Here is a 22,531-nt window from a genome sequence, read left to right on the forward strand (position 1 = left end):
CTTCCACCTGCGCGAGCTGATGGGCCTCGGTCTGGACGACATGGACACCGTCGCCGACCGGAGCGCCGCATGGGGCCGGCTCGCAGTCAGCCTCTTCGAGGCAGCCACGTGGGACGAGGAGGACATGAGGCTGCTGCACGACGCCCTTGCCGTCGAGCGCCCCGGCCGGGCCGGCGGTGAGGTGCACCGCGACGTCGTCCGCCTCCACGTCCGCCGGGCGCAGAAGGCGATTCGTACCTGGCCGACCTGCTGTCAGGAAGGCGGGCTCGAGCAGCTGGTGGCCACCGATGTCGCCGAAGAGCACCTCGCCGCCCTGCGCGCGGACAACCCTCATCTGGACAGCGCGTGGCCCCGCGGCCGGCAGGAGCTCAGCGATGTCCTGGTCTCACTGAGGCTCCAGCATCTTGAACGGACCCTCAACGCCGCCCTGCACGTCTTCCGTATCGGCATCGGCTCCCTCAGCGAGCGTCGGCCCGCCGTCTACGCCGCCGCCTTCCTCCGGCTCCACGACCACCTCGCCGAGAACGCCACCGTCCGCGCCGGCGGCATCGAGTACCGCACCCGCGCATGCGCCCGCGCCCAAGCCCAACGTGGGCACCGGCGCCGCAAGGCCCCCGCCACCACGAAAGCCTCACCGGCCTCGCGTACCAAGGAGCGGCTCGGATGATCCACCTCCGTGAACACCAGGTCACCGCGGTCGCCGCGATCCGCGCCTGGGCCGGCCGCCCCGAGCGCGCCCCCGTTCCCGTCCGAGGCGTCCGCGCCACCCTCGTCTCGGCGACTGGGTCGGGCAAGACCATCACCGCCGCCTGGGCAGCCCGAGACTGCTTCCCCGACGGCCGGATCCTGGTCACCGTCCCCACCCTGGACCTGCTGGTGCAGACCGCACAGGCATGGCGGCTGGTGGGTCACCGGGCGCCGATGGTGGCGGTGTGCTCGTTGGAGAACGACCCCGTGCTCAACTCGCTGGGGGTGCGCACCACCACCAACCCGATCCAGCTCGCCCTGTGGGCCGGGTCCGGGCCGGTCGTCGTGTTCGCCACGTACGCCTCCTTGGTGGACCGCGAGGACATCGACGCATCCGAGGGCCGGCGGAAGGTCCGCGGGCCGTTGGAGGCCGCTCTGGCGGGCGGGGACCGGCTCTACGGCCAGCGCATGGCGGGCTTCGACCTCGCCATCGTGGACGAGGCCCACGGAACCGCTGGTGATCTTGGTCGGCCGTGGGCGGCGATCCACGACAACGCCCGCATCCCGGCGGACTTCCGGCTCTACCTGACCGCGACCCCGCGCATCCTCGCCGCGGCCCGCCCGCAGAAGGGGGCGGACGGCCAGGAGGCGGAGATCGCGACCATGGCCGACGACCCGGAGGGCACCTACGGCGCGTGGCTCGCAGAGCTCGGGCTGAGCGAGGCGATCGAGCGCGGGATCCTCGCCGGGTTCGAGATCGACGTCCTGGAGATCCACGACCCCTCCCCCGTGGCCGGGGAGTCGCAGGAGGCGCGGCGCGGCCGGCGCCTGGCGCTGCTGCAGACGGCGCTTCTGGAGCACGCCGCCGCGTACAACCTCCGTACGGTCATGACGTTCCATCAGAAGGTCGAGGAGGCGGCGGCGTTCGCGGAGAAGCTGCCCGGGACCGCTGCCGAGCTGTACGTGAACGACGCCTCCGACGCCGATCTGGCGAAGGCGGAGGAGCTGCCCGAGTCGTCGATCGATGCGGAGTTCTACGAGCTGGAAGCCGGCCGCCACGTATCCCCGGACCGGGTGTGGTCGGCGTGGCTGTGCGGCGACCATCTGGTGTCCGAGCGGCGCGAGGTCCTGCGGCAGTTCGCGAACGGCATCGACGCCGAGGGCCGACGCGTGCACCGGGCGTTCCTCGCCAGCTGCCGCGTGCTCGGGGAAGGCGTCGACATCACCGGCGAGCGCGGCGTGGAAGCCGTCTGCTTCGCCGACACCCGCGGCTCCCAGGTCGAGATCGTGCAGAACATCGGTCGCGCGCTGCGCCTCAACCGCGATGGCACCACGAAGGTCGCGCGGATCATCGTGCCCGTGTTCCTGGAACCCGGCGAGGATCCCGGCGACATGGTCGCCAGCGCCTCGTTCCGCCCCCTCGTAGCGGTCCTCCAGGGCCTGCGCAGTCATGATGAACGACTCGTCGAGCAGCTCGCCTCCCGCGCGCTCACCAGTGGCAGGCGCAAGGTCCACGTCAGGCGCGACGAAGGGGGACGGATCGTCGGGACCGGCGGGGAGGGCGACGGCGCGGCCCGGGGGGACGAGGACACCCGGGCCGCTGCCGAGACGGCCCTGCTGCACTTCTCCTCTCCTCGGGACGCGGCGACGATCGCGGCGTTCCTGCGCACCCGGGTCTACCGGCCCGAATCCCTGGTCTGGCTGGAGGGCTACCAGGCCCTGCTGCGGTGGCGGAAGGAGAACGAGATCACCGGCCTCTACTCCGTGCCCTACGACGTCGAGGTCGAAGCCGGGGCGACCAAGGCGTTTCCGCTGGGGCGGTGGGTGCACCAGCAGCGCAAGGCGCTGCGGACGGGGGAGCTGGAGGAACGGCGCAAGACCCTGCTCGACTTGCCGGAGGCCGGCATGGTCTGGGAGCCCGGTGAGGAGACGTGGGAAAGGAAGCTGGCCGCACTGCGGTCCTACCGGCGGGTCATGGGGCACCTCGCGCCGCGTCAGGACGCGGTGTGGGGCGAGAGCGAGGCCGAGGACCTGGTGCCCATCGGGCAGCACGTGGCCAACCTCCGCCGCGAGAACGGTCTCGGGAAGGACCCGGAACGGGCGGAGAAGCGCGCGCAGCAGCTGGCTGCCATCGACCCCGACTGGAACTGCCCGTGGCCCCTGGACTGGCAACGCCACTACCGCCACCTCGCCCACCTCGCCGAGGACGAACCCGGCGGTGTCCTGCCCGACATCGCACCCGGCGTGCTCATGGACGGCGACGACATCGGACGGTGGCTCCAGCGGCAGAGGAAGCCGGGCACCTGGGCGCAGCTGTCGAGCGAGCAGCAGGAGCGGCTGTCGAAGCTAGGCGTGCAGCCCGCCCAGGCCCCGCCTCCCGCTCCGGCAGCCGCTCGTACGGCGAAGGGCACCAAGGCACAGCAGGCGTTCCAGCGCGGCCTGGCGGCCCTCGCCCAGTGGGTCGAACGGGAAGGCGCCCAACGGCCCGTCCCGCGGGCTCACGCCGAACAGATCACGGTCGCTGGCGCGACCGAGCCGGTGGTCGTGAAGCTGGGCGTATGGGTGTCGAACACCAAATCGAGAAGGGGGCGGCTGGCGGCCGACCAGCTGGCCGCGCTCGCGGAGCTGGGCATGGAGTGGGCAAGGCCGGTGACAGTCCCGCGGGCTGCCCCGGACAGCCTCTGGGAGCCGTCTCACACGACCCGGCTCCGGTGAGACAGGCCACGGTGATCACCTTCTTGCGCCGGGCCCCGTCGTGGTCCTGTTCGCCTTGGCCGTGGCAGGCGCGCGGCAGGACGTCGTTCCAGTCGCCACGGCCGGGGCGGGGCCGTCACCCGTCACGCCGACGAGGAGGAACGCACCGTCCGCAACGGTGCGCGCGAGAACGTGACCGTGGAGCGGCGCGAGAAACGGGGAGCGGCGTTCCTGGAGGAGCGTGGGCGTCAGCCGAAGGCCGGCTGCGGCTCAGTCGACACCGTGCGCCATGTCGTCGAGTCCTGACCACGTCGCGACAAGGCCTCGGGGACCGGTGTCCCCGGCGACCACCGCGCAGACCCGGGTCCGGGCTTTCTCCCTGTGCGTGATCAGCGGCCTCGTGCGGGAGCGCAGTCGTGACACCGGTACGCACTGACGGGACGGGTTCCGTCGTGGGAGCACGGCCGGATCACCGCGCGCTACGGCGACCTCGTCCACGCCGGATGCAGGTGCGCCGGGTTCCTCGTGCTCTCCCGGGACGGCGCTCCGGGGCGCGGTCGCCTGCCACCTGCCCGTCCGGCGGGGCGCGGTGAGTGGCGGGTGGCCGTGCCCAGGGTGAAGCTGGAGGTGTCCGCCGGGCAACGGAAAAAGCCCGTGAGCTGCGTTTCTCTCGGTGCCTCGGGTCCGGCGCTCTTCTCGCGGTCGGGTGACTTGAAACCCGGGATCGGGGAACCGGAAGTGGTGCCCTGACCCATCAGGGAAGGACGGGTGCCCGGACGCCCGGCTTTCTCACCGGAAGAAGGACCATGATGGCGCACGAAGAGGACGACGGGCGCACCGACGGCGACGGCGTCACACGCCGCCGTCCGCTGCGTGAGTGGCACGTCGAGGAGACGGTCGAGGTCGCGGTGCCGGTCCGCACGGCCTACAACCAGTGGACGCAGTTCAAGACGTTCCCGCGCTTCTCGGCCGTGGTGCGCGACGTCGAGCAGGTCAGGCCCACCGTCACCGCGTGGACCATCGGCTACGGCCTGCTGCGCCACCGTTTCCCGGTCGAGATCGTGGAGCAGGACCCCGACGCCTACCTGGCCTGGCGTGGTCTGGAGCAGCACCCCACCCACGAGGGCGAGGTCGAGTTCAGGCCCACGGGGTCCGGCGGCACCGCGATCACGGTCCGGATGCTCCTGCGGCCGCACGGGGCCGCGAAGGTCCTCACCCGCTCCTCCGGGGTCACGGGCCTGGCCGCCCGGCTGGTGCGCGCCGAACTGGTCGGTTTCAAGCACTTCATCGAAGGGCTCGGCCAGGAGGGCGGCGCCTGGCGCGGCACCGTCCGCAACGGCCGCGTCCAGCACGACACCCCGGAACCGCCCAGGAGCCGTGTCGCCCAGTGGCCCGTCGGCTGACCCGCCCACCCGCACACGGCAAGAGAAAGGCCAAGCGATGCAGAACCCGTCCGGTCAGGAGCCGGAGACCTCCCTCTCCGTGACACCGCCGAAGAAGTGGGCGGCCGGGGTCCCCGCCGTCGTGCACGCGCTGGAGTACTCCCTGGAGCAGACCTCCCCGCGCAAGACCGGGGTCGACCTGCTCACCATGAACCAGGTGGGCGGGATCGACTGCCCCGGCTGTGCGTGGGCCGACCCCGCCCCGGGTCGGCGTCATCGCAACGAGTACTGCGAGAACGGCGCCAAGCACATCAACGACGAGGCCACGACGCGCCGGATCACCGCCGACTTCTTCCGTGAGCACAGCGTGTCCGATCTGGCCGCCCGTTCCGACATGTGGCTCAACCAGCAGGGCCGGCTCACCGAGCCGATGATCAAACGGCCCGGATCGGACCACTACGAGCCCATCGGCTGGAACGACGCCCTGGGCGTCCTCGCACAGGAACTCAAAGGGCTGGATTCACCCGACGAGGCGGTCTTCTACACCTCCGGCCGGGCCAGCAACGAAGCCGCTTTCGTCTTCCAGCTCTTCGCCCGGGCCCTGGGCACCAACAACCTGCCCGACTGCAGCAACATGTGCCACGAGTCCAGCGGCTTCGCCCTGAACGAGACGCTCGGCGTCGGCAAGGGCACCGTGAGTCTCGACGACCTCCACCACGCGGACCTGATCTTCCTGGTGGGGCAGAACCCGGGCAGCAACCACCCGCGGCAGCTCTCGGCCCTGGAGGAGGCCAAGCGCAACGGCGGCCGCATCGTGGCGGTCAACCCGTTGCCGGAGGCGGGGTTGCGGCGTTTCAAGAACCCGCAGAAGGCGCGCGGGGTCGTGGGGCGGGGCACCCAGATCGCCGACCGCTTCCTGCACATCAAACCGGGCGGGGACCTCGCCCTGTTCCAGGCACTGAACCGGCTGCTGCTGGAGGCGGAGGACGCACGCCCCGGCACCGTCCTGGACCACGACTTCATCAACGCCCACACCTCCGGTTTCGAGGACTTCGCCCGGCACGCCCGTACCGTCGACTGGGACGACGTGCACGCGGCGACCGGACTGACCCGCCAGGAGATCGAGAAGGTCCGCGACGAGGTCCTCGCCAGCGAACGCGTCATCGTGTGCTGGGCGATGGGCATCACCCAGCACAAGCACGGCGTGCCCACCGTCCGGGAGATCGTCAACTTCCTGATGCTGCGCGGCAACCTGGGGCGCGCGGGCACGGGCGCCTGCCCGGTGCGCGGCCACAGCAACGTCCAGGGCGACCGCACCATGGGCATCTGGGAGCAGATGCCGGACACCTTCCTGGACGCCCTGCAAAAGGAGTTCGGCTTCGACCCGCCGCGCCCGCACGGCCTGGACTCGGTGAACTCGATCAAGGCGATGCTGGAGGGCCGCATCAAGGTCTTCCTCGCCCTGGCCGGGAACTTCGTGCGCGCGGCGCCCGACAGCGAGGCCACCGAGAAAGCGATGCGTTCGTGCCGGCTGACCGCCCACATCTCCACCAAACTCAACCGCTCGCACACCGTCTGCGGCGACACCGCCCTGATCCTGCCGACGCTGGGGCGCACCGAACGTGACGTCCAGGCCGACGGCGAGCAGTTCGTCACCGTCGAGAACTCCATGAGCCAGGTGCACACCTCCCGAGGGCGGCTCGAGCCGGCCTCGCGCATGCTGCTGAGCGAGGTCGCCATCCTGTGCCGGCTCGCCCGGCTGACCGTCGACGGCGTGGCGGACATCCCCTGGGCCAGGTTCGAGGGCGACTACAACACCATCCGCGACAGCATCTCCCGGATCGTGCCGGGCTTCCACGACTTCAACGCCCGGGTGACCCGTCCGGGAGGCTTCCAGCTGCCCAACCCGGTCAACGAGGGCGTGTTCAGGACCGAGACCGGCAAGGCCCGGTTCACCTGCAACGAGCGAGTGGTCCCCTCGGCCCCCCAGGGGCACCTGCTGCTGCAGACCCTGCGCTCGCACGACCAGTGGAACACCGTCCCGTACACCGACAACGACCGCTACCGAGGCATCCACGGCAGCCGCCACGTCGTCCTGGTCAACCCGGCCGACCTGTCCGAACTCGGCCTCGCCCAGGGCGACCGGGTGGACCTGGTGAGCGTCTGGGAGGACGGCACCGAGCGCCGGGCGGAGAACTTCGAGGTCGTGCCCTACCCGGCGGCCAAGGGTTCGGCCGCCGCCTACTACCCGGAGACGAACGTCCTGGTACCGCTCGACAGCGTCGCCGACATGAGCAACCAGCCCACGTCGAAGGGCATCGTCGTCCGTCTGGAACCCACGGGCGACCGGTCCCGGCCGACACCCGTCTGACCGGGACCGGGACGGCCGTACCCCGGGCGGGGTCCGCGACCGCAAGACGGTGACGTGCCGGCGGCCGGAGTCAGGAGCGTTCGTACAGCCGGCGCAGGCCGCCCGCGTAGAAGCATCCGGCGCCGAGCAGTGTGCCCAGGCGGCGATGACCAGGCTGCCGGTGGCGGTGAAGAACAGACCACCGACGAAGTAGACCAAGGCACAGGCAGGGGCATCACCGGAGGGCAGGTCACGCCACGGGACACCGGTACGGACCGGAACAGGATCCGCGCGGTACGGCAGCGTGCTGAGCGCACGGTGTCACTGTCCCACGCGCGCACAGGCCGGGGTTCTCCACGGGGCGGCGCGCGGTACCGCGACGGCCGCTGTTCCGCGGCAGGGAGTCGATGCGGGCATTGACCATCGCCGCGCGGTTCTCGGCGCCGACCAGCTGCCGGAGCGCCGTCAGGAACGCCGGCCGGTCGCGGGCGTCCAGTGCCTGCGCGCACCGCCGTCTGCCGTCCCCGGCGCGTGCCGGTCGGCCCCGACGTCCGGGCCGGCACCCGGAACCAGACCACCTCGTCGACGACGCGGTCGGCAGCCGACTTCGAGGTGCCGGACACCGGGGCGAGCCACCGCAGGGCGAGGTTCGTGCGCCAGTACGCGGCGACCAGGGGAACCCTGTCCTCCGGCGGCAGGTTCCGTGGCCGACTCCTGCGGACCGGGTCCGCGCCTTCACGCCGTAGCTCGGTGATCAGCTTGTCGAACCGATTCGGGCTCGTCCCGGTGGAAGGGGCTGTCCAGGGCGGCTCTGACGACGTGATCGCACCTGCCACAGCGGGATCATCCCGCTCGGGGCCTCACTGAGATCGAATCTTGAGCGCATACTACGGAACCATGAGCAGCTGGAGTGCGGCTGCGACATGATGAGGGGGCACGGTGGCCAAGGTCAATATCAGTCTCGACGCCGAACTCGTGGTGGAAGTGATGGTCCTGGCGGGGATCAACTCACCTCAGGACGCGATCGAGGCGATCGTGCGGGACTACATCGCCCGCGGCCACCGCACGGAGGCCCGCACCGAGCTCAAGGACCAGAATCTGCGCGACCTCGACGTCAAGCCGCAGGAACCGCAAGGCTGAGCCTCCTGCTGCGTGCCGTCGCTCAAACCACCAGCCGGCGCGTCCAAGGTTCCGCCGGCACGGACGACGCACGGCAGTTACGGGACAGCCGTTCAGCTATGCAGGTATGACGCGTCACCTCTTGGAAGCCACACCCGAGAAGCGCGCTGTCCTGGCGGTGTTCACGAAGACGGTGTGACGGGGGGCGGGGTCCGGTTGCTGACGTGGCGTGCCACCGGCCGGACGCTGTCGGTGTGCAGCCGCACGTCCGCCGCACGGGCCGCCCGGCGCAGCGTCGGTCGGAGGGTGCGCGGTCCCCGTGCCGGCCGGCTCCCCGGGGCCCGGGAGGACGTCGGAGGCCGAGAGAGGGGAGCCTGCCTCCACCCGGTCGTGCACGACCTGCCGCACCGTACGGCAGACCGGAAGATCACGGACGAGCCGGGCGGCGTCCGTCGGGCAGAAGAGCTCGGGGAGGAGGCCCGTGGGGCCGACGTCAGGACGGTCGCCGGCGCTCCGGTGCGTGGTGCGCTCTTCCGTCGGGCGTGGACATCGGCCACGCGATCGGCCCGGGGAGCCGCTCGTGGCCTCCTGCCGCGGCCCTCGGCGGCAGCCGTTCGGCGAGCAGACGGGTGAACCGGTGCGAGGGCTCGACACCCAGTTCGTCGTTCAACAGGTCGCGGAACGCGGCGTAGTGACGCAGTGCCTCGCACACATTGCCCTCCGCGAGATGCGCCGACACGACGGCCCTGTGCGCGCTCTCGCGCAGCGGCTCGGCCCGTATGCCGGCCAACGCCGCCTCCATCGCCAGCGCGGCCCTGCCCTGCGCTATCAGGACTTCCGCCAGCGAGTCGAGGGCGTGCAAGCGCAGTTGCCGCAGACGCTCGCGCTCCGAGAGCACCCAGTCCTCGTCCCAGCCCGGCAGGAGGTCCTCTCCGGTGAGAAGGTCGAGCGGGGGGTGGCGGTACGGTGGGGGGCCGCAGCCCGTCACGACGCTGAGGGCCGTGCGGGTGAGGGCGTGGACGTCCACGCGCAGGACCGGGGTGACCAGCAGTACGTCCCCGCAGCAACGGACGAGCGGGAGTTCACCCCGTGGGAGCTTCCACAACGTGGTGCGCAGGCTGCCCCTGGCGTGCTCCTCGGTGACCTCGGGCCACAGCGTGCCTGCGAGGACCGTGCGGGGCACCCTTTCACGCAGGCTGAGGAAGGCCAGGAGCCGCTGACCGTTACGGCCCAGCTCGACGCTCTCGGTCCCGAACTCGAGTCGGAACTGACCGAGCAACCGCAACCGAGGAAAGGGAGTGCCGTCCATGCTCGCCTCGCTCACCCTGGTCTCGCGTGAGCGCGCCCCTCGAAAGCCTCACCGTCTCGCGGGTATTGCTTCCCAGCCGGCTGAATCTGTCTGTCGAACCGGCTTCCCCACCAGTTTCTGCCCGCCCCTCCCCCTTCGCAACCCGCCGCCCGTTGACGGCGGGGTGATGCCTGGCTGACGGCGGTTCCCTACCGTCGAAGACGGCGGCTGAGTCCACACGGAGGAAGAGCGAGCCCGGGCCGACGCGGGCGACGGTGTCGTGCCGGACCAGGGGCGACACGGTCGGCACCGCCGACCACGTCGACGACGCCCGGGGGCGCGTCCCCACACTCGACGGACGTCCCTCCCACATCTTCACCGACGATCCGGCTGCCTGGCTGCCGGGCGTCGGCGGATCCTGACCCCAGGCGGTCCGTATGTCGCAGACCCAGAAAATCCCCGTCGTCTACGTCCGGGGCTTCGCCGGCGGTCAGTCCGGCATCGACAGCGCGGTGACGGACCCGTTCCTCGGATTCAACGCGGGCTCCACCCACGTCCGAATCGGACCGGACGACAAGCCGAGCTTCTACCAGTTCGAGAGCCCTCTGCTGCGGCTGATGGTGGACGAGGGCTACCAGCTCCTCGTCCACGGCAACCAGGACACCTATCTGGACGCCCACCCGGAGATCCCGGCCGCCAGCATCTGGATCCACCGCTTCTACGATCCCTCCGCGAGCACCTGGGGCGGCGTGCCCAAGGAGTTCCGCCTCGAGGACGCCGCGAAGGACCTGCTCGAACTGATCGAGAAGCTTCGGGCGAAGGCCCACGTGGACCGGGTGCACCTGATCGCCCACTCCATGGGCGGCCTCATCTGCCGGTGTCTGATCCAGAAGATCCTCCCGGAACGCGGCATCGAGCCGACCGCCTACGTCGACAAGCTGTTCACCTACGGCACCCCCCACGGCGGCATCGCCTTCGACCTCGGCTTCGGGCTGCTGGAGCGGCTGCGGGACGCCATCGGCATCAACGGTGCCGAGGTCTTCGGGCGCGAGCGGATGTACCAGTACCTGACCCCGGGCGCCACCGCGGCCGACGAGCCTCCCGACCACTGGGACCCGCGGGCCATGCCCGCCGACGAGGAGCCGTTCGCCTTCCCGCACCAGCAGGTCTTCTGCCTGATCGGCACCGACCCGGGAGACTACGACGTGGCGCACGGCCTGTCGTCAGCGGCGGTCGGACCCCGCAGCGACGGCCTCGTGCAGATCGACAAGGCGTACGTGCCGGGGGCCCACTGCGCTTACGTGCACCGCAGTCACAGCGGGCGGTACGGGCTCGTCAACTCCGAGGAGGGCTACCAGAACCTGCGACGGTTCCTGTTCGGCGGCCTGAAGGTGGAGTCCGCCCTCGTCCACGTCCGGTTGCCCGAGGAGAAGAACACCGCGTGGCAGGCGGAGGTCCGGCTGTCGATTCGCGGCCTGCCGATCGTGATGCACGAGCGGACCAGCGCCCAGTGGTGCCCGATCCAACTCGGCGGCGACGCACAGCCCGGCGCGGACGGCGACGGAACCGTACCGCTGGTGAGCACCTTCCTGTGCGAGAACCTGGCCAGCCCGAACGGCGCCAGCAGCCTGCGGTACGCGCTGCACCTGCGGGTGCTCTCCCTACGCGAACGGGACAACGGCTTCCTGGACTTCCAGGACCACATCGAGCAGACGGCCGACTTCGACGACATCCTCGTCGTCGACGTGAGCAGCGACGCCAGGGTCCCGGTGCTGCGAGCCGTCTGGAACTCCACCATCGACGGTCCCGTCAGCGACTACACGCCGGAGGGCCCGAACCTGGCCGACGAGGACGCGGCGAGCGGCAGCTGGGTCAGCCACATACCGCTGCCCGGGTCCACCAGGTCGCTCCTCGGTGAGGACGCGCGGATACGCCTCTCGGCGACCGACTGGCGCTGACGAGAGAGAGCGAGACACCATGGTAGCCCTGGCCAACGTCCAGTTCGGCAAGAAGAACGAGGACGTACGCACCGTACAGAAGGCCCTGATCGCCCGGGGCCGCACGATCCCCGACGGCGCCACCGGGTACTTCGGCGAACAGACGAAGGCGGCGTACCGGGCCGAGCAGCTCGCCCAGGGCTTCAGGGGAGCCGACGCCGACGGCGTACCCGGCTGCACCTCCCTGACCACCCTCGGTAAACAAGCCGGCTTCAGCGTGGACTGCCGGACCACGCCCGACGGCGGAGGGCGGGTCCCGTCACCGGTGCCCGGCCACAAGGTCACCTTCGAGTTCTACCAGCGCGGCCCCTACGCCTGGAAACCGGACGGTGTCGGCCGGCACACCGGGCAGGACTTCGCCGCCCCGAGCGGCGCCCCCGTCGTCGCCGTGCGCAGCGGCACCATCGCCTGGTCCAACGGCGACGGCGGGGCGTACGGCCAGTGGATCGGCCTGTCCGCCGACAACGGTCACGTCTACACCTACTGCCACCTCTCGCAGCGGCGGGTGAAGGCCGGCCAGAAGGTCGCCGCCGGTCAGCAGCTCGGCCGGGTCGGCACCACGGGCAACTCCACCGGGCCACACCTGCACTTCGAGATGTCCAAGGGCCCCAGGTGGTCCTACGGCAACGTGGCGAAGCCCGTCTATTGAAACGGGATCGCAGGTCGCCTTTGACCACAGTGCGAAGGTGGCGAGGCTCGCTGCGCGGCCGCTCATGGGCCGGGTGACCGCATCACGCTCAGTTCGGCTGCTCGTATTCGTCGATCGCCCCGTCCCCGTTGTCGTCGTGCATGTAGTCGTATGCGTCGCCGTAGCTGTGCCGGTAGCGCATGCACGTGCCCTCGGCGCGCAGTTCGGGCTCGCCGTCGTAGTAGTTGGGGTGGAGGGTGACCCGGATGCCGTCGTCGAGGGTGGTGGTGATGCCGTTGTCGACCTTCTCGACGGTGCGGCCGTCCTCGCGCCAGGCGGCCCGGAGGGATGCCAGCGCCGCGCGGTAGTCGTCGTCGCCGGCGAAGTCCAGGTCCCAGGTGAAGACGGGCTCGTTCCGGGTGACGCCGGTGTCGTCGAAGCCGAAGTCGTCGACGCACGAGGAGCTGCCCTGCCGGGAGGCGTACGGTTCCCCGGCCGGCGCCGGGGACAGCGCGCGGTAGGCGTCCTCGCCGGCCCGGGTGGTGGCCCGGACATGGTCACGGAACTCCTCGGTGCTGTGAACGGACCCGCCTTGCATCGTCTGGCACGCCTTGGCCGTCAGCCCGAGGAGAGCCACCAGGACGACGCCGAGCACGGGGACCACGATCTTCGACTTCATGCTGTCGATCAAAGCCGTCCGGGCGGGGCGCGGGGCAGCGCTCTGCTACTCAGCCGGTCTGAGCAGTAGCACCCAGACCGGGGTGTCCGGCCACAGGGGTACGACGCCCGGCCTCGCAAACCCCAGCTCTCTGGGGTACCCGAAGGCACCGCACCGTTCGAGACTGAAGCCATGAACACCTCGGAACACACCCTCACCAGCAACAAAGACATCGTGCGCGGATTCATCGACGCACTGTTCACCAAAGGCGACCTCGGCGCCGTCGACGACTACCTCGCCGAGGACTTCGTCAACCACGACCCTCCGTTCGGCGCGCCCGGCGACCGAGAGGGCATGCGCGCGGCCGGTGCGCTGTTCCGGTCGGCCTGTCCCGACTGGCACAGCGAGCCGCACCAGATGATCGCCGAGGGCGACCTCGTCGTCGAGCACTTCACCGCCACCGGCACGCAGAAGGCAGAACTGCTGGGTGCACCCGCCCCGGCCGAGGACCGGACCGTGCGCCTGCGCGGAATCAACATCTTCCGCATCCGTGACGAACGCATCGTCGAGCAGTGGTGTCGGCTCGACGAACTCGGTGTCCTGCGCCAACTGGGGCTCGCACCTGCACAGGCGTAATGTCTGGAGCATGGTAGGGCCGACCGCCGCGGCAGCGCGCCTGGAACGCCGGACATCGGGCATCCAGAGCCTGTGTCGAGCCGGTCTGGACGCGGACGCGCTGCACGACGGCTTCCTGTACCGGTTGCGCACGATCATGCCGGTGGACGCCGCCTTCTTCGCCACGGTCGACCCGGCGACGCTGCTGTTCACCTCGGCAGTGGCGGAGGAACCGCTCGACACGGCGACCTCCCTGTTCCTGGAGAACGAGTTCGGACGCCGGGACGTGAACAAGTTCGCCGTGCTGGCCGAGACCGCGCCTGCGGTGTCCTCCCTCGACCAGGCCACCGGAGGTGAGCGTGCACGCAGTGCTCGCTACCGCGAGGTGATGGCTCCCCTCGGCCTCGGCGACGAACTCCGCGCCGCACTGGTGATCGACCACCACTGCTGGGGCGTGCTGTGCCTGCACCGCGAGGACTCTCCCACCGGTTTCTCCGCCGACGAAGTGACACTGGTCCGCCGTCTGGCCCCGCACCTCGCGGGCGGACTGCGCCGCGCGGTCACCGGCGGCGCCTTCCCCTCCCCGCCGTCCCACTCACCTGCCTCCAGCCCGCCACCCGGGATCGTGGTGCTCGACGACAGCCTCACCGTGGTGTCCGTCAATGCCGAGGCCGAGCAGTGGCTCGCCGACCTCACCGACCACCGATGGCCCGGCTCCGGGACACTGCCCGCGGCCCTCCACGCTGCCGCCGCACAGCTGCTCTTCACCGAGCGGGCGGATCCGGTGACGTGCCCGCCCCCGGCCGCCGTCCGTCTGCGCGGCCGCTCCGGACGATGGCTCTGCCTCCACGCCAGCCGACTGCAGGACCCGGCAGGCCCCCGCATCGGCGTCGTCATCCAGGCCGTCCCGCCGGCCGAACTCGGCTCCGCGCTGCTGAGCGCATACGGCCTCACCAAAGCCCAGCTACGCGTGGCCGCCCTCATCCTCAAAGGCCGCTCCACCCGCGAGATCGTCACCGAGCTGTACATCTCGGCCAACACCGTGCAGGAACACCTCACAGCGATCTTCGACAAACTCGGTGTCCGCAACCGACAGGAACTGATCGCCACCCTGCTGGCCACCACACCGCCCGGCACTTTATGACGCCGTTCCGGAATGAGCCCCCCCGGTCGGCCGGAGCGCGGTACGGGCGCGGCAGGTGCGGCACGGGCAGGCGGTCGAAGGTCTGCGGAACTCCGGGGGCGGTCGGTGCGGTCGCCGGCCGGGGAGCCGTTCGAGGGCCGGTGGCCCGTCAGGACAAGCAGGACGGCACAATGGTCAGCCGTCAAGGACTGAGAGAGGAGTGCACGTCATCGTTCGACAGCGACTGAGACGCTCGGCCCTGGCGTGCCTCTTCACAGCGACCGTGATGACCGCGGCGGCCTGTGCCCCCGCGGATCTCGGCCCGCTTCCCCCGCGCTTCTCCGGCCCGGCCATGACCGCGGACACGGCGGTGTCGGAGATCAGGTCGGCACTGGCGGCGGAGGGCGTCGAGGTGGAGCGAGAACCGTCGAACTCCCTGGGCAGGTGCCATGAACGGCTCTCGGGACGGCACGCGCCCGAGACGGTGGACATCGCCCTGAAGGCGGCCTTCGCGCGGTCCCGTTCCGAGCACGGCTGGCAGCCGGGTCCTGATGCGGGGGCCGAGGTGCTGTCCCTCACGAAGGGCAATTGGACGGCCCTCGCCGCCCTCCCCGTCCAGCCGCCCGAGGGCGCCGAGGCAGTCGTGGTCGTATCGCTGATATGCCTGGACGGCGGCGACGCGTCTTCGTCGCCCGGATCTCCGGGACAGGTTGCCACCGAACCGGCGCCGTCGAGCACTGCTTGAGTCGACTCTCGGACTTCCCCGCCCTCGCACGTGCTGTTGTCCGCGAACCTGCTGGGCGTCACCGGGGCTCGCTGTCGTCGAAACGGCGCACGGTTGAGGCGATCGCCGACGTGTTCGAAGTCCACGCCCGGCGTGCCGCCCGCCCCCCTGCACGACCGGGCGCTCGACGGCGATCATGGCGGCGCCGGCCGGCAGGAGCGGCCGCGGTGGAGCGCCCGTCGAGGCGTGCAGAGACCGGTGGACCTGCTCCACGCGTCAGCAGAGTCGGCCGACGGAGCGTTCGGGTACTGCGCGGTCCGTGCGACGGGCAGTCATGCAGTCGTTCTTCAACGACCGTCGCACGGATCGGCGCCGGCGGGTACCGGCACGGTGTCGGCCGCCAGGCAGGAGGAGTACACCCTCGGTGGCGCGGGCCGCGGCTCTGTCCGCGGCGTGGCGGCCACGGTGCAGACCGCCGCCACGGCACCGGCGCACATCAGCCCCGCTGTCACGGCGAGCCTCGTGGCGCGGCTCACCGGTCGCCGCCGAAGTGGTCGCGGATCTCGTCGCTGCAGTCGTCCGCGCCGACCCGGGTGCGTGAGAGGGCCAGCACGCCGTCGTCGTTGCCGTTCTGCCTGGCCTCGGCCAGCTGCGTCTCGATGTCCGCGAGGTACTCGGCGCACTCGGCGCTGACGGGCTTCTCGGGCTGCGCATCAGGTGCCGGGGAGGCGTTCAGTGCAGCGGTGGCAGCGATACCGGCCGCGCACAGCACGACCCACACGGCGACCCACGTACGGCGGCGCATGCGTAAGGGCTTGGGCACCCGGTCATCCTACGAGCGCCACAGCGGCTGCCGCCGGAGGGGGAGTTGTCCGGGCGGTCGGCCACTCGGTGCGCGCTCGCGGGTCAGTTCCCCGTAGCGGTCCACGCCGAGGTGGCCTCGAAGGAACCGGCCGATCGTGACGTGCCCGCCGTGATCAGGGGACGTATACGCACCAGGGCGTCCGGGTGGAGCCCTCCCGCTGCGCGTAGATCACGGTGCCTCCGGCGGTGGCGGCGTGGACCCGGTGGTATCCGCAGATCCGGATCTCCGTGCCGACCGAGGCGGAGGCGTCGTGGAGTTCGGTGCGGCGTCACCGACGAACGGGGCGGGAGAGCGACGGCTCGCGAGGGCCGGCCCGGCGGGTCCGGCCCGGACGGTCGGACCCGCTTCTTTCTGTTCGGCCGGCGGTTCAGCACTTCCTTGCTCCAGGTGCCTCAGGCCGGCTCTTCGGTGGTGTGCGAGTCGGTGAGGGTGAGCGCGCCGCCCGCCGCGACCAGGCCGACGATCACGGCGAGCACGCCGTAGGTGATGCGCTCGCCGTGGAAGAAGGACTGCACGAGATCGTTGCTCCACACCCCCGCGGGCAGCCGGGCGGTGACCAGTGCGGCGATCAGGGTGCCGACGACCGCGGTGCCGACGCTGGTGCCGACCTCCTGGGCGGTGTCGTTCAGCGCGGCGCCGATCGAGGTGCGGTTGGCCGGCATCGCCTCGACCAGGGCGACGGCGCAGATGGTCATGACCGTGCGCAGCCCGATGGTCATCACGACCATGCAGACCGCGACGGCGGCGTATCCGTGGCCGACGCCCCAGGCGAGGCCGGCCAGCGCGACGGCCAGACAGGCCGCGCCGACGAGGCAGGCGACGCGGTGGCCGAACCTCTTGGCGAGCCACTCCGACAGCGGGGTCGCCGCGATCATGGTCACGATGAGCGGCAGGTTCGCCAGGCCGGCCCGCACGGGACTCCATCCGTAGGCGTACTGGAAGTGGAGGATCAGCCCGAACATCACACCGGCCATCGCGACGGACGTACCGATCTGCGCGAGGGCGGCGCCGCGCACGGTGCCGTTCGAGAAGATCTCGAGGTCCAGCATGGGGGCCCTGCCACGGCGCTCGTGCCGCACGAACGCGAGGCCCGCGACCACGGCTCCCAGGACCGAGGCGAGCGTGGTCGCGGAGAGCCAGCCGTGCTCGACGCCGCTGGTCAGCGCATAGCAGGCCAGGCCGATGGTGAGCACGCTCAGGACGGCGCCCGGCAGGTCGAGCTTGTCGCCGGTGAGGTCCTGGAGCCGGTCGGGGGCGACGCCGAGCCGCACGCCGATGGCCGCGATCAGGGCGATCGGCGCGTTGATCAGCAGGAGCCACTGCCAGCTCACGTGGGCGAGCGCGGTGCCGCCGAGCAGCGGGCCGAGGACGAACCCGGACATGCCGACGACGATCATCAGGGTCATCGCGCGCATCCGCAGCGCCTGGTCGTCGAACAGGCGGAAGACGAGCGAGTTGGTGATGGGGGCCATGGCCGCGGCGGCGATGCCGAGTCCGGCCCGCAGGGCGATGAGCTGCCCGGTGGAGTCGACGGCGACGACGGTCAGGCTCGACAGGCCGAAAGCGGCGAGGCCGACGAGCAGGACGCGTCGGCGTCCGAGGCGGTCGGCCAGGGATCCCGCCGTGAGCAGCAGGCCGCCGAATGTCAGCGAGTAGGCGCCGGTGACCCATTGCAGGGCGGTCGTACCGCTGCCGAGGTCGCGGCCGATGGTGGGCAGCGCGATCGAGAGCAGCGTGTTGTCGACCATCTCGACGAAGAAGGCCAGGCAGAGCGCGGCCAGCGGGATCCACGCCGCCCGCAGTGATCCGTAGGTACGAGTGGCGACGGGCACGGTGTCGGTGGTGGCGGTCATGACCGGCCTCCTTTCTGAACGCTGAACGACGCCGAGCATCGAACAACGTCCGATCATAGAACATAGTTCGATAGTGGAACGTTGTTCGACCATAGAACATCGTTCGATGTTGAGGCAACTGTGCTTGGATGGACGTCATGACACCGCCGCCGACATCCGCACGCTCCACCGGCGAAAGGCCCCCCCGGGGGCGCCGACGCGCTTCGCACTCCATGGAGGCCGTCCTCGACGCGGCTGTGGCCCTGCTCGACGAGGCCGGTGGCTCCGCGCTGACGTTCCGTGCCCTCGCCGCCCGGCTCGGCACGGGCGTCGGCACGATCTACTGGTACGTCCAGAACAAGGACGAGCTCCTGGACCGCGCCACCGACCATGCGATCGGCGGGGTCCTGACCGCCGTGGAGGAGCACCCGGACAGCGACGACCCCATCGCCGACCTCCGCGCGATGGCCGTCACGCTGTTCGACGCGATCGTGGACCGGCCGTGGCTGTCGGCGTACTTCATGCGCAACACCGACGTCCAGGGCAATTCGCTGCGGTTGTACGAGCGGCTCGGCCGGCAGACCCTGCGCCTGCGCCTCACCCCGCGGCAGCGGTTCCACGCCGTCTCGGCGATCACGGGGGTCGTGGTCGGCACGGCCGCCGATCTGGGTGCGGAGATCCCGCAGGAGCTGCTCGACGGCGAGGTGGACCGTGAGGAGTACCTCGGCCGCTTCGCGGAGTCGTGGCGGTCGCTCGACCCCGGGGAGTTCCCGTTCGTACGGCAGATCGTCGACGAGTTCGCCGGTCACGACGACCGGGAGCAGTTCCTCGCCGCGCTGGACCTGACGTTGGCGGGCCTGCGCCTCCAGGCCGGAACCTGAACCTCGGCACGTCCCTGCGACCGGGCCACACGCCGTTCCCCCATCGCCCCCGCGGCCCAGGTCGGCACACACGGTCGGCATCGGGCACTCGTCCGGGTCCGCGATGTGCGTACATGAGCAGCGCCCCTCGACGAGGCGCTGCTCACGTTCATCGGCTCAGTCCTGGCAGCCGCAGCCCGAGGCCGCCTTGGCCTCGGTGACGGTCAGGGCGGAGTCGACAGCGGCTTCGCCGGGGGTGCAGCAGGCGTCGACGCCGCAGCAGACGTCGGCCGGTTCGGCCACCCGGGTCCGGTCCTCGGTGACCAGCGGCTTGGCGGCGCGGACGATCGCCGAGTGCATGCCGTCGGCGACCGGGTGGGTGGGGGTGATCTCGACGTCGGTGAATCCCGCGGCTTCGAGGCCGGTCCGGTATTCGGTGAAGGAGAGGGCGCCGGCGATGCAACCGACGTGGTCGCCGCGCTCCGCCCGCTGCTCGGTGGTGAGGGTGTCGTCGGCGACGACGTCGGCGACGCCGATCCGGCCGCCGGGCTCGAGGACGCGGAAGGTCTCGGCGAAGACGGCGGGCTTGTCGACGGACAGGTTGATCACGCAGTTGGAGATCACGACGTCGATGGTGTTCGCGGGCAGCGGGACCGCCTCGATCGCGCCCTTGAGGAACTCGACGTTCGCCGCGCCGGCCCGCGCCGCGTCGGCGAGGGCCAGGGTCAGCATCTCCTCGGTCATGTCGAGCCCGTACACCTTGCCGGTGGGGCCGACGCGGCGGGCGGAGAGGAGGACGTCGATGCCGCCGCCGGAACCGAGGTCGAGGACGCGTTCGCCCTCGCGGAGTTCGGCGACGGCGGTGGGGTTGCCGCAGCCGAGGGAGGCGGCGACGGCCTCGGCGGGCAGGGCGTCGCGCTCGTCGGCGGCGTAGCGGGTCGAGCCGAAGCCGTCGCCCTCGGCCGGCCCGCAGCGGACGGTGACGCCCTCGGACACCTTCACGGCCGCCGCGGCGTATCGCCGGCGGACGGTCTCACGCAGGTCGGTGGTGGTCTGCTCGCTCATGACTCACTCCCGGGTGACGGGCCACGGTCAGGGCCCGGAACGGCTTGTATCGACCTTCATTGATGCAAGCTTGCGCCGTTGATCGAAGGACGTCGACATAGAGACATGTCGAAACGAGAGGCCGAGGTGGTCGGCCGGGGCAGGGACGCCGCCTGCTGCCCGGGCCTGTCCGCCGCACCGCTGGACGAGGATCAGGCAGCCGACCTGGCGAAGGTGTTCAAGGCCTTGGGTGATCCGGTCCGGTTGCGCCTGATGTCGATGAACGCGTCACGCGGCGAGGGCGGGGAGGTCTGCGTGTGCGAGCTGACCCCGGCCTTCGACCTGTCCCAGCCGACGATCTCGCACCACCTCAAGCTGCTGCGCCGGGCGGGCCTCGTCGACTGCGAGCGCCGCGGCACCTGGGTGTACTACTGGGTGTTGCCCGGCGTCCTGGACGGGCTCGCCACGTTTCTGGCCCCCGCGCGGCCCGCCGCAGTCTCCGCCTGAACGCCTCCCCCGGCCGCCGCGTCGCCGCCGAGGCGCGCTCGGGCAGGTCGGGGCCGTGAGACGTCGAGCGGCAGGTCCCGGCGGATACCGTCCTCGGCCCGGGCGACCATGCAGGTGGAACCGAACTCCTGCACCGGGGCCAGGAGATGCAGCGACCGAAGGTCGCGTTCCCCCCAGTACCGGGAGTGGTCGGTCAGGACCTGGCGGAAGTCGGCCACCGTGGCCGACGCGATGTGCATCCCCATGACGACGATCATGGCAGGGCCGTCCCGACCGTTCCCTGCGAAGGTCGATGCCACGGACGCGCGGCAGAGGCCGCTCTCGCAACAGGACCTAGCGGTTGACCGACCGCATCCCCGCCTCGTCGTACCGCTCCCCCGCCGCCTCCGGCAGCTCCGCGGCGATGCGTGCCAGGTCGTCCTCGGTCAGCTCGACGTCGACCGCTCCGGCGTTCTGCTCCAGGTAGGTGCGGCGCTTGGTGCCCGGGATCGGTACCAGGTGCTCGTCCTGGGCCAGCACCCAGGCGATGGCCAGCTGGGCGGGGGTCACCTCCTTCTCGGCGGCGATCTCCTTCACCTTGGCCGCCAGACGCAGGTTCGCCTCCAGGTTGGCGTCCTGGAAGCGCGGATTCTGACGGCGCCAGTCGTTCGCGTCCAGCTCGTCCGGCGTGGTGAACCGCCCGGCGAGGAAGCCCCGCCCGAGCGGCGAGTACGGCACGAAGCCGATCCCCAGCTCCCGGCAGGCGGGCAGCACCTCGGCCTCCACGTCCCGCGACCACAGCGAGTATTCGCTCTGCACGGCGGTGACCGGGTGCACGGCGTGAGCCCGCCGGATGGTCTCCGCGCTCGCCTCGCTCAGCCCGATGTACCGCACCTTGCCCTCGGCCACCAGCTCGCCCAGCGCGCCGACGGTCTCCTCGATGGGCACCTTCGGGTCGACCCGGTGCTGGTAGTACAGGTCGATGTGGTCGGTGCCCAGGCGCTGCAGGGAGCCGTGGATCGAGCTGCGCACATGCTCGGCCGAGCCGTCCTGCGGGCCCACGGTGCTGATGTCGCCCGGTACGGCGTCGTCCATCCGGTAGTTGAACTTGGTCGCGATCACGTACTCGTCGCGGTGGCCCCGGATCGCCTCGCCGACCAGCGACTCGTTGGTGAGGGGGCCGTACATCTGGGCCGTGTCGAGGAAGGTGATGCCGAGGTCGAGGGCACGCCGGACAGTAGCGATGCCTTCGTCCTCGTCGGCGGAGCCGTAGAACGCGGACATGCCCATGCACCCCAGGCCGATGGCCGACACCTCGAGGTCCCTCAGACTGCGCTTCTGCATGACGTGTGCCAGTCCTTCCCTGCATGCTCGTTCGTCGTCCCGGCGGCGCGAGAGCCGCCTCGTCCATCTAGCGACAGATGGCGCCGACCGGCATCCCGAGCCGAGGCCGCGTGACCGGAGCGTCGTACGGCCCCGCGTGACCGGTGCGCCGGTACGGCCGCCGCTGTCGCTGCGCTGCCGTGGCCGTGCCGGCGCCCAGCCCGTGCCCGTGCCCGTCGCCGTCTTCGTTCGAAGACCGTCTTTGCGGTCTGAACCCGCGGCAGCGGTTGAGCGCCGTGAGCCGTCAGTCCGACGGCAGGGTCGTCGGCGACCTGCGCGCCGCCCCGGCAACCGCACGGTGCAACCGATCAAGTACACCGCGAGAGCCCGTCTCGCCCACGACGGCTGTGCGCCCCACCGTTCCCGCAGCTCGAACCCCACCGCGTCACCCTGGACGAGCGCCCGAGCCTCCGAGGCCGGTTCCCTCCTCGCGCTCGTCGAAGTTTTCGCGTGCGCGTTCGATGGCGGGCATGTTCTGCGAGGCCCAGGCCAGCAGCACGTCGACGGGATGCCGAAGGGTCTTGCCGAGCGGGGTGATCCGGTACCTGACCGCCACGGGGCGGGTGGAGACGACCTCGCGCTCGACGACGCCGTTGCGTTCCAGGCGCCGGAGCGTCGCGGTCAGCGACTTCTGTGTGACCCGGGGGATGGCCCGGCGCAGTTCGTTGAAGCGGCACGGGCGCTCGCAGAGTTCGTTGAGGACACTGAGCGACCACCTGTCGAGGATCTGGTCGAGCAGTTCGCGGTGCGGGGCGTCGATGCGGAGTTCGTCGGCGGTATCCATGGCGAAACCTGG

19 protein-coding genes and 3 pseudogenes are annotated in these 22,531 nt (G+C 71.0%); 13 read left to right on the top strand and 9 right to left on the bottom strand.

Annotation, left to right across the window (positions count from 1 at the left end; all coding sequences use genetic code 11):
- Nucleotides 1–19 precede the first annotated feature (19 nt).
- The 5 genes and pseudogenes from JHAT_RS06490 to JHAT_RS06510 all read left to right on the top strand — a co-directional run bounded on the left by JHAT_RS06490 (nt 20) and on the right by JHAT_RS06510 (nt 7,134).
- The gene (locus tag JHAT_RS06490) at nt 20–667 is read left to right on the top strand and encodes a hypothetical protein (RefSeq protein ID WP_077797061.1); all 648 of its coding nucleotides are present in this window, start codon (nt 20–22) and stop codon (nt 665–667) included.
- Nucleotides 664–3,402: a DEAD/DEAH box helicase gene (locus tag JHAT_RS06495; protein WP_077797062.1), complete on the top strand. Its 2,739-nt coding sequence runs from the start codon at nt 664–666 to the stop codon at nt 3,400–3,402. The genes JHAT_RS06490 and JHAT_RS06495 overlap by 4 nt, the downstream gene beginning before the upstream one ends.
- Before the next feature lie 111 nt (nt 3,403–3,513).
- Nucleotides 3,514–3,687: pseudogene (locus JHAT_RS35185) on the top strand (hemerythrin domain-containing protein); the annotation flags it as partial.
- Between the two features lie 503 nt (nt 3,688–4,190).
- Complete coding sequence (locus JHAT_RS06505) at nt 4,191–4,784, top strand: SRPBCC family protein (RefSeq protein WP_077797063.1); 594 nt, start codon at nt 4,191–4,193, stop codon at nt 4,782–4,784.
- Nucleotides 4,785–4,821: 37 nt separating this feature from the next.
- Complete coding sequence (locus JHAT_RS06510) at nt 4,822–7,134, top strand: FdhF/YdeP family oxidoreductase (RefSeq protein ID WP_077797064.1); 2,313 nt, start codon at nt 4,822–4,824, stop codon at nt 7,132–7,134.
- Nucleotides 7,135–7,688: 554 nt separating this feature from the next.
- On the opposite strand, the pseudogene JHAT_RS35190 reads toward JHAT_RS06510, so the two are convergent.
- A pseudogene (locus tag JHAT_RS35190) lies at nt 7,689–7,949 on the bottom strand (IS5/IS1182 family transposase); the annotation flags it as partial.
- Between the two features lie 103 nt (nt 7,950–8,052).
- On the opposite strand from JHAT_RS35190, the gene JHAT_RS06520 reads away from it, so the two are divergent.
- Complete coding sequence (locus JHAT_RS06520) at nt 8,053–8,253, top strand: type II toxin-antitoxin system VapB family antitoxin (RefSeq protein WP_077797065.1); 201 nt, start codon at nt 8,053–8,055, stop codon at nt 8,251–8,253.
- A 472-nt stretch (nt 8,254–8,725) separates the two neighbouring features.
- Here JHAT_RS06520 and JHAT_RS06525 read toward each other — a convergent pair whose 3' ends face one another.
- Nucleotides 8,726–9,541, bottom strand: coding sequence for a BTAD domain-containing putative transcriptional regulator (locus tag JHAT_RS06525; RefSeq protein WP_077797140.1), 816 nt, complete (start codon nt 9,539–9,541; stop codon nt 8,726–8,728).
- Between the two features lie 416 nt (nt 9,542–9,957).
- Between JHAT_RS06525 and JHAT_RS06530 the strand changes: the two genes are divergently transcribed.
- Nucleotides 9,958–11,478: an alpha/beta hydrolase gene (locus JHAT_RS06530; RefSeq protein WP_077797066.1), complete on the top strand. Its 1,521-nt coding sequence runs from the start codon at nt 9,958–9,960 to the stop codon at nt 11,476–11,478.
- A gap of 19 nt (nt 11,479–11,497) precedes the next feature.
- Nucleotides 11,498–12,166 (top strand): peptidoglycan DD-metalloendopeptidase family protein, encoded by a 669-nt coding sequence (locus JHAT_RS06535; RefSeq protein WP_077797067.1) that lies wholly within the window; start codon nt 11,498–11,500, stop codon nt 12,164–12,166.
- 88 nt (nt 12,167–12,254) lie between these two features.
- Here JHAT_RS06535 and JHAT_RS06540 read toward each other — a convergent pair whose 3' ends face one another.
- On the bottom strand, nt 12,255–12,824 hold the full coding sequence (locus JHAT_RS06540) for a hypothetical protein (RefSeq protein ID WP_143660368.1): 570 nt from the start codon (nt 12,822–12,824) through the stop codon (nt 12,255–12,257).
- A gap of 171 nt (nt 12,825–12,995) precedes the next feature.
- Here JHAT_RS06540 and JHAT_RS06545 point away from each other — a divergent pair, with 171 nt between their 5' ends.
- The 3 genes from JHAT_RS06545 to JHAT_RS06555 all read left to right on the top strand — a co-directional run bounded on the left by JHAT_RS06545 (nt 12,996) and on the right by JHAT_RS06555 (nt 15,286).
- A complete protein-coding gene (locus tag JHAT_RS06545; RefSeq protein ID WP_077797069.1) occupies nt 12,996–13,439 on the top strand; it encodes an ester cyclase in 444 nt (147 codons plus the stop codon).
- Nucleotides 13,440–13,449: 10 nt separating this feature from the next.
- On the top strand, nt 13,450–14,562 hold the full coding sequence (locus JHAT_RS06550) for a LuxR C-terminal-related transcriptional regulator (protein WP_077797070.1): 1,113 nt from the start codon (nt 13,450–13,452) through the stop codon (nt 14,560–14,562).
- Between the two features lie 331 nt (nt 14,563–14,893).
- The gene (locus JHAT_RS06555; protein ID WP_253195416.1) at nt 14,894–15,286 is read left to right on the top strand and encodes a hypothetical protein; all 393 of its coding nucleotides are present in this window, start codon (nt 14,894–14,896) and stop codon (nt 15,284–15,286) included.
- Nucleotides 15,287–15,797: 511 nt separating this feature from the next.
- On the opposite strand, the gene JHAT_RS06565 is transcribed toward JHAT_RS06555, so the two are convergent.
- Entirely contained in the window at nt 15,798–16,088 is a 291-nt protein-coding gene (locus JHAT_RS06565) for a hypothetical protein (protein WP_077797072.1), read from the bottom strand.
- Between the two features lie 434 nt (nt 16,089–16,522).
- Entirely contained in the window at nt 16,523–17,983 is a 1,461-nt protein-coding gene (locus JHAT_RS06570; protein ID WP_077797073.1) for an MFS transporter, read from the bottom strand.
- Nucleotides 17,984–18,195: 212 nt separating this feature from the next.
- Here JHAT_RS06570 and JHAT_RS06575 point away from each other — a divergent pair, with 212 nt between their 5' ends.
- Entirely contained in the window at nt 18,196–18,843 is a 648-nt protein-coding gene (locus JHAT_RS06575) for a TetR/AcrR family transcriptional regulator (RefSeq protein ID WP_077797074.1), read from the top strand.
- A 156-nt stretch (nt 18,844–18,999) separates the two neighbouring features.
- Here the strand turns inward: JHAT_RS06575 and arsM are convergent, their stop codons facing one another.
- Nucleotides 19,000–19,887 (bottom strand): arsenite methyltransferase, encoded by an 888-nt coding sequence (gene arsM / locus JHAT_RS06580; RefSeq protein ID WP_077797075.1) that lies wholly within the window; start codon nt 19,885–19,887, stop codon nt 19,000–19,002.
- A gap of 105 nt (nt 19,888–19,992) precedes the next feature.
- Between arsM and JHAT_RS06585 the strand changes: the two genes are divergently transcribed.
- A complete protein-coding gene (locus JHAT_RS06585; protein ID WP_077797076.1) occupies nt 19,993–20,373 on the top strand; it encodes a helix-turn-helix transcriptional regulator in 381 nt (126 codons plus the stop codon).
- An 83-nt stretch (nt 20,374–20,456) separates the two neighbouring features.
- Here the strand turns inward: JHAT_RS06585 and JHAT_RS35195 are convergent.
- From JHAT_RS35195 to JHAT_RS06600, 3 genes and pseudogenes are all read right to left on the bottom strand, one after another.
- Nucleotides 20,457–20,630 (bottom strand): annotated as a pseudogene (locus JHAT_RS35195) (GNAT family N-acetyltransferase); the annotation flags it as partial.
- Nucleotides 20,631–20,706: 76 nt separating this feature from the next.
- Entirely contained in the window at nt 20,707–21,696 is a 990-nt protein-coding gene (locus tag JHAT_RS06595) for an aldo/keto reductase (protein WP_077797077.1), read from the bottom strand.
- A gap of 424 nt (nt 21,697–22,120) precedes the next feature.
- Nucleotides 22,121–22,519 (bottom strand): helix-turn-helix domain-containing protein, encoded by a 399-nt coding sequence (locus JHAT_RS06600; protein ID WP_077797078.1) that lies wholly within the window; start codon nt 22,517–22,519, stop codon nt 22,121–22,123.
- Between the last annotated feature and the right edge of the window lie 12 nt (nt 22,520–22,531).

It is taken from the genome of Streptomyces sp. JHA26 (assembly GCF_002005565.1).
GTDB lineage: Bacteria > Actinomycetota > Actinomycetes > Streptomycetales > Streptomycetaceae > Streptomyces.

Coding starts and splice junctions, on each gene's coding strand:
- JHAT_RS06550 (WP_077797070.1), top strand. CDS start 13,450: ATGGTAGGGCCGACCGCCGCGGCAGCGCGCCTGGAACGCCGGACATCG.
- JHAT_RS06545 (WP_077797069.1), top strand. CDS start 12,996: ATGAACACCTCGGAACACACCCTCACCAGCAACAAAGACATCGTGCGC.
- JHAT_RS06490 (WP_077797061.1), top strand. CDS start 20: ATGGGCCTCGGTCTGGACGACATGGACACCGTCGCCGACCGGAGCGCC.
- JHAT_RS06600 (WP_077797078.1), bottom strand. CDS start 22,519: ATGGATACCGCCGACGAACTCCGCATCGACGCCCCGCACCGCGAACTG.
- JHAT_RS06530 (WP_077797066.1), top strand. CDS start 9,958: ATGTCGCAGACCCAGAAAATCCCCGTCGTCTACGTCCGGGGCTTCGCC.
- JHAT_RS06575 (WP_077797074.1), top strand. CDS start 18,196: ATGGAGGCCGTCCTCGACGCGGCTGTGGCCCTGCTCGACGAGGCCGGT.
- JHAT_RS06585 (WP_077797076.1), top strand. CDS start 19,993: ATGTCGAAACGAGAGGCCGAGGTGGTCGGCCGGGGCAGGGACGCCGCC.
- arsM (WP_077797075.1), bottom strand. CDS start 19,887: ATGAGCGAGCAGACCACCACCGACCTGCGTGAGACCGTCCGCCGGCGA.
- JHAT_RS06495 (WP_077797062.1), top strand. CDS start 664: ATGATCCACCTCCGTGAACACCAGGTCACCGCGGTCGCCGCGATCCGC.
- JHAT_RS06595 (WP_077797077.1), bottom strand. CDS start 21,696: ATGCAGAAGCGCAGTCTGAGGGACCTCGAGGTGTCGGCCATCGGCCTG.
- JHAT_RS06540 (WP_143660368.1), bottom strand. CDS start 12,824: ATGAAGTCGAAGATCGTGGTCCCCGTGCTCGGCGTCGTCCTGGTGGCT.
- JHAT_RS06570 (WP_077797073.1), bottom strand. CDS start 17,983: ATGACCGCCACCACCGACACCGTGCCCGTCGCCACTCGTACCTACGGA.
- JHAT_RS06525 (WP_077797140.1), bottom strand. CDS start 9,541: ATGGACGGCACTCCCTTTCCTCGGTTGCGGTTGCTCGGTCAGTTCCGA.
- JHAT_RS06555 (WP_253195416.1), top strand. CDS start 14,894: ATGACCGCGGACACGGCGGTGTCGGAGATCAGGTCGGCACTGGCGGCG.
- JHAT_RS06535 (WP_077797067.1), top strand. CDS start 11,498: ATGGTAGCCCTGGCCAACGTCCAGTTCGGCAAGAAGAACGAGGACGTA.
- JHAT_RS06510 (WP_077797064.1), top strand. CDS start 4,822: ATGCAGAACCCGTCCGGTCAGGAGCCGGAGACCTCCCTCTCCGTGACA.
- JHAT_RS06505 (WP_077797063.1), top strand. CDS start 4,191: ATGGCGCACGAAGAGGACGACGGGCGCACCGACGGCGACGGCGTCACA.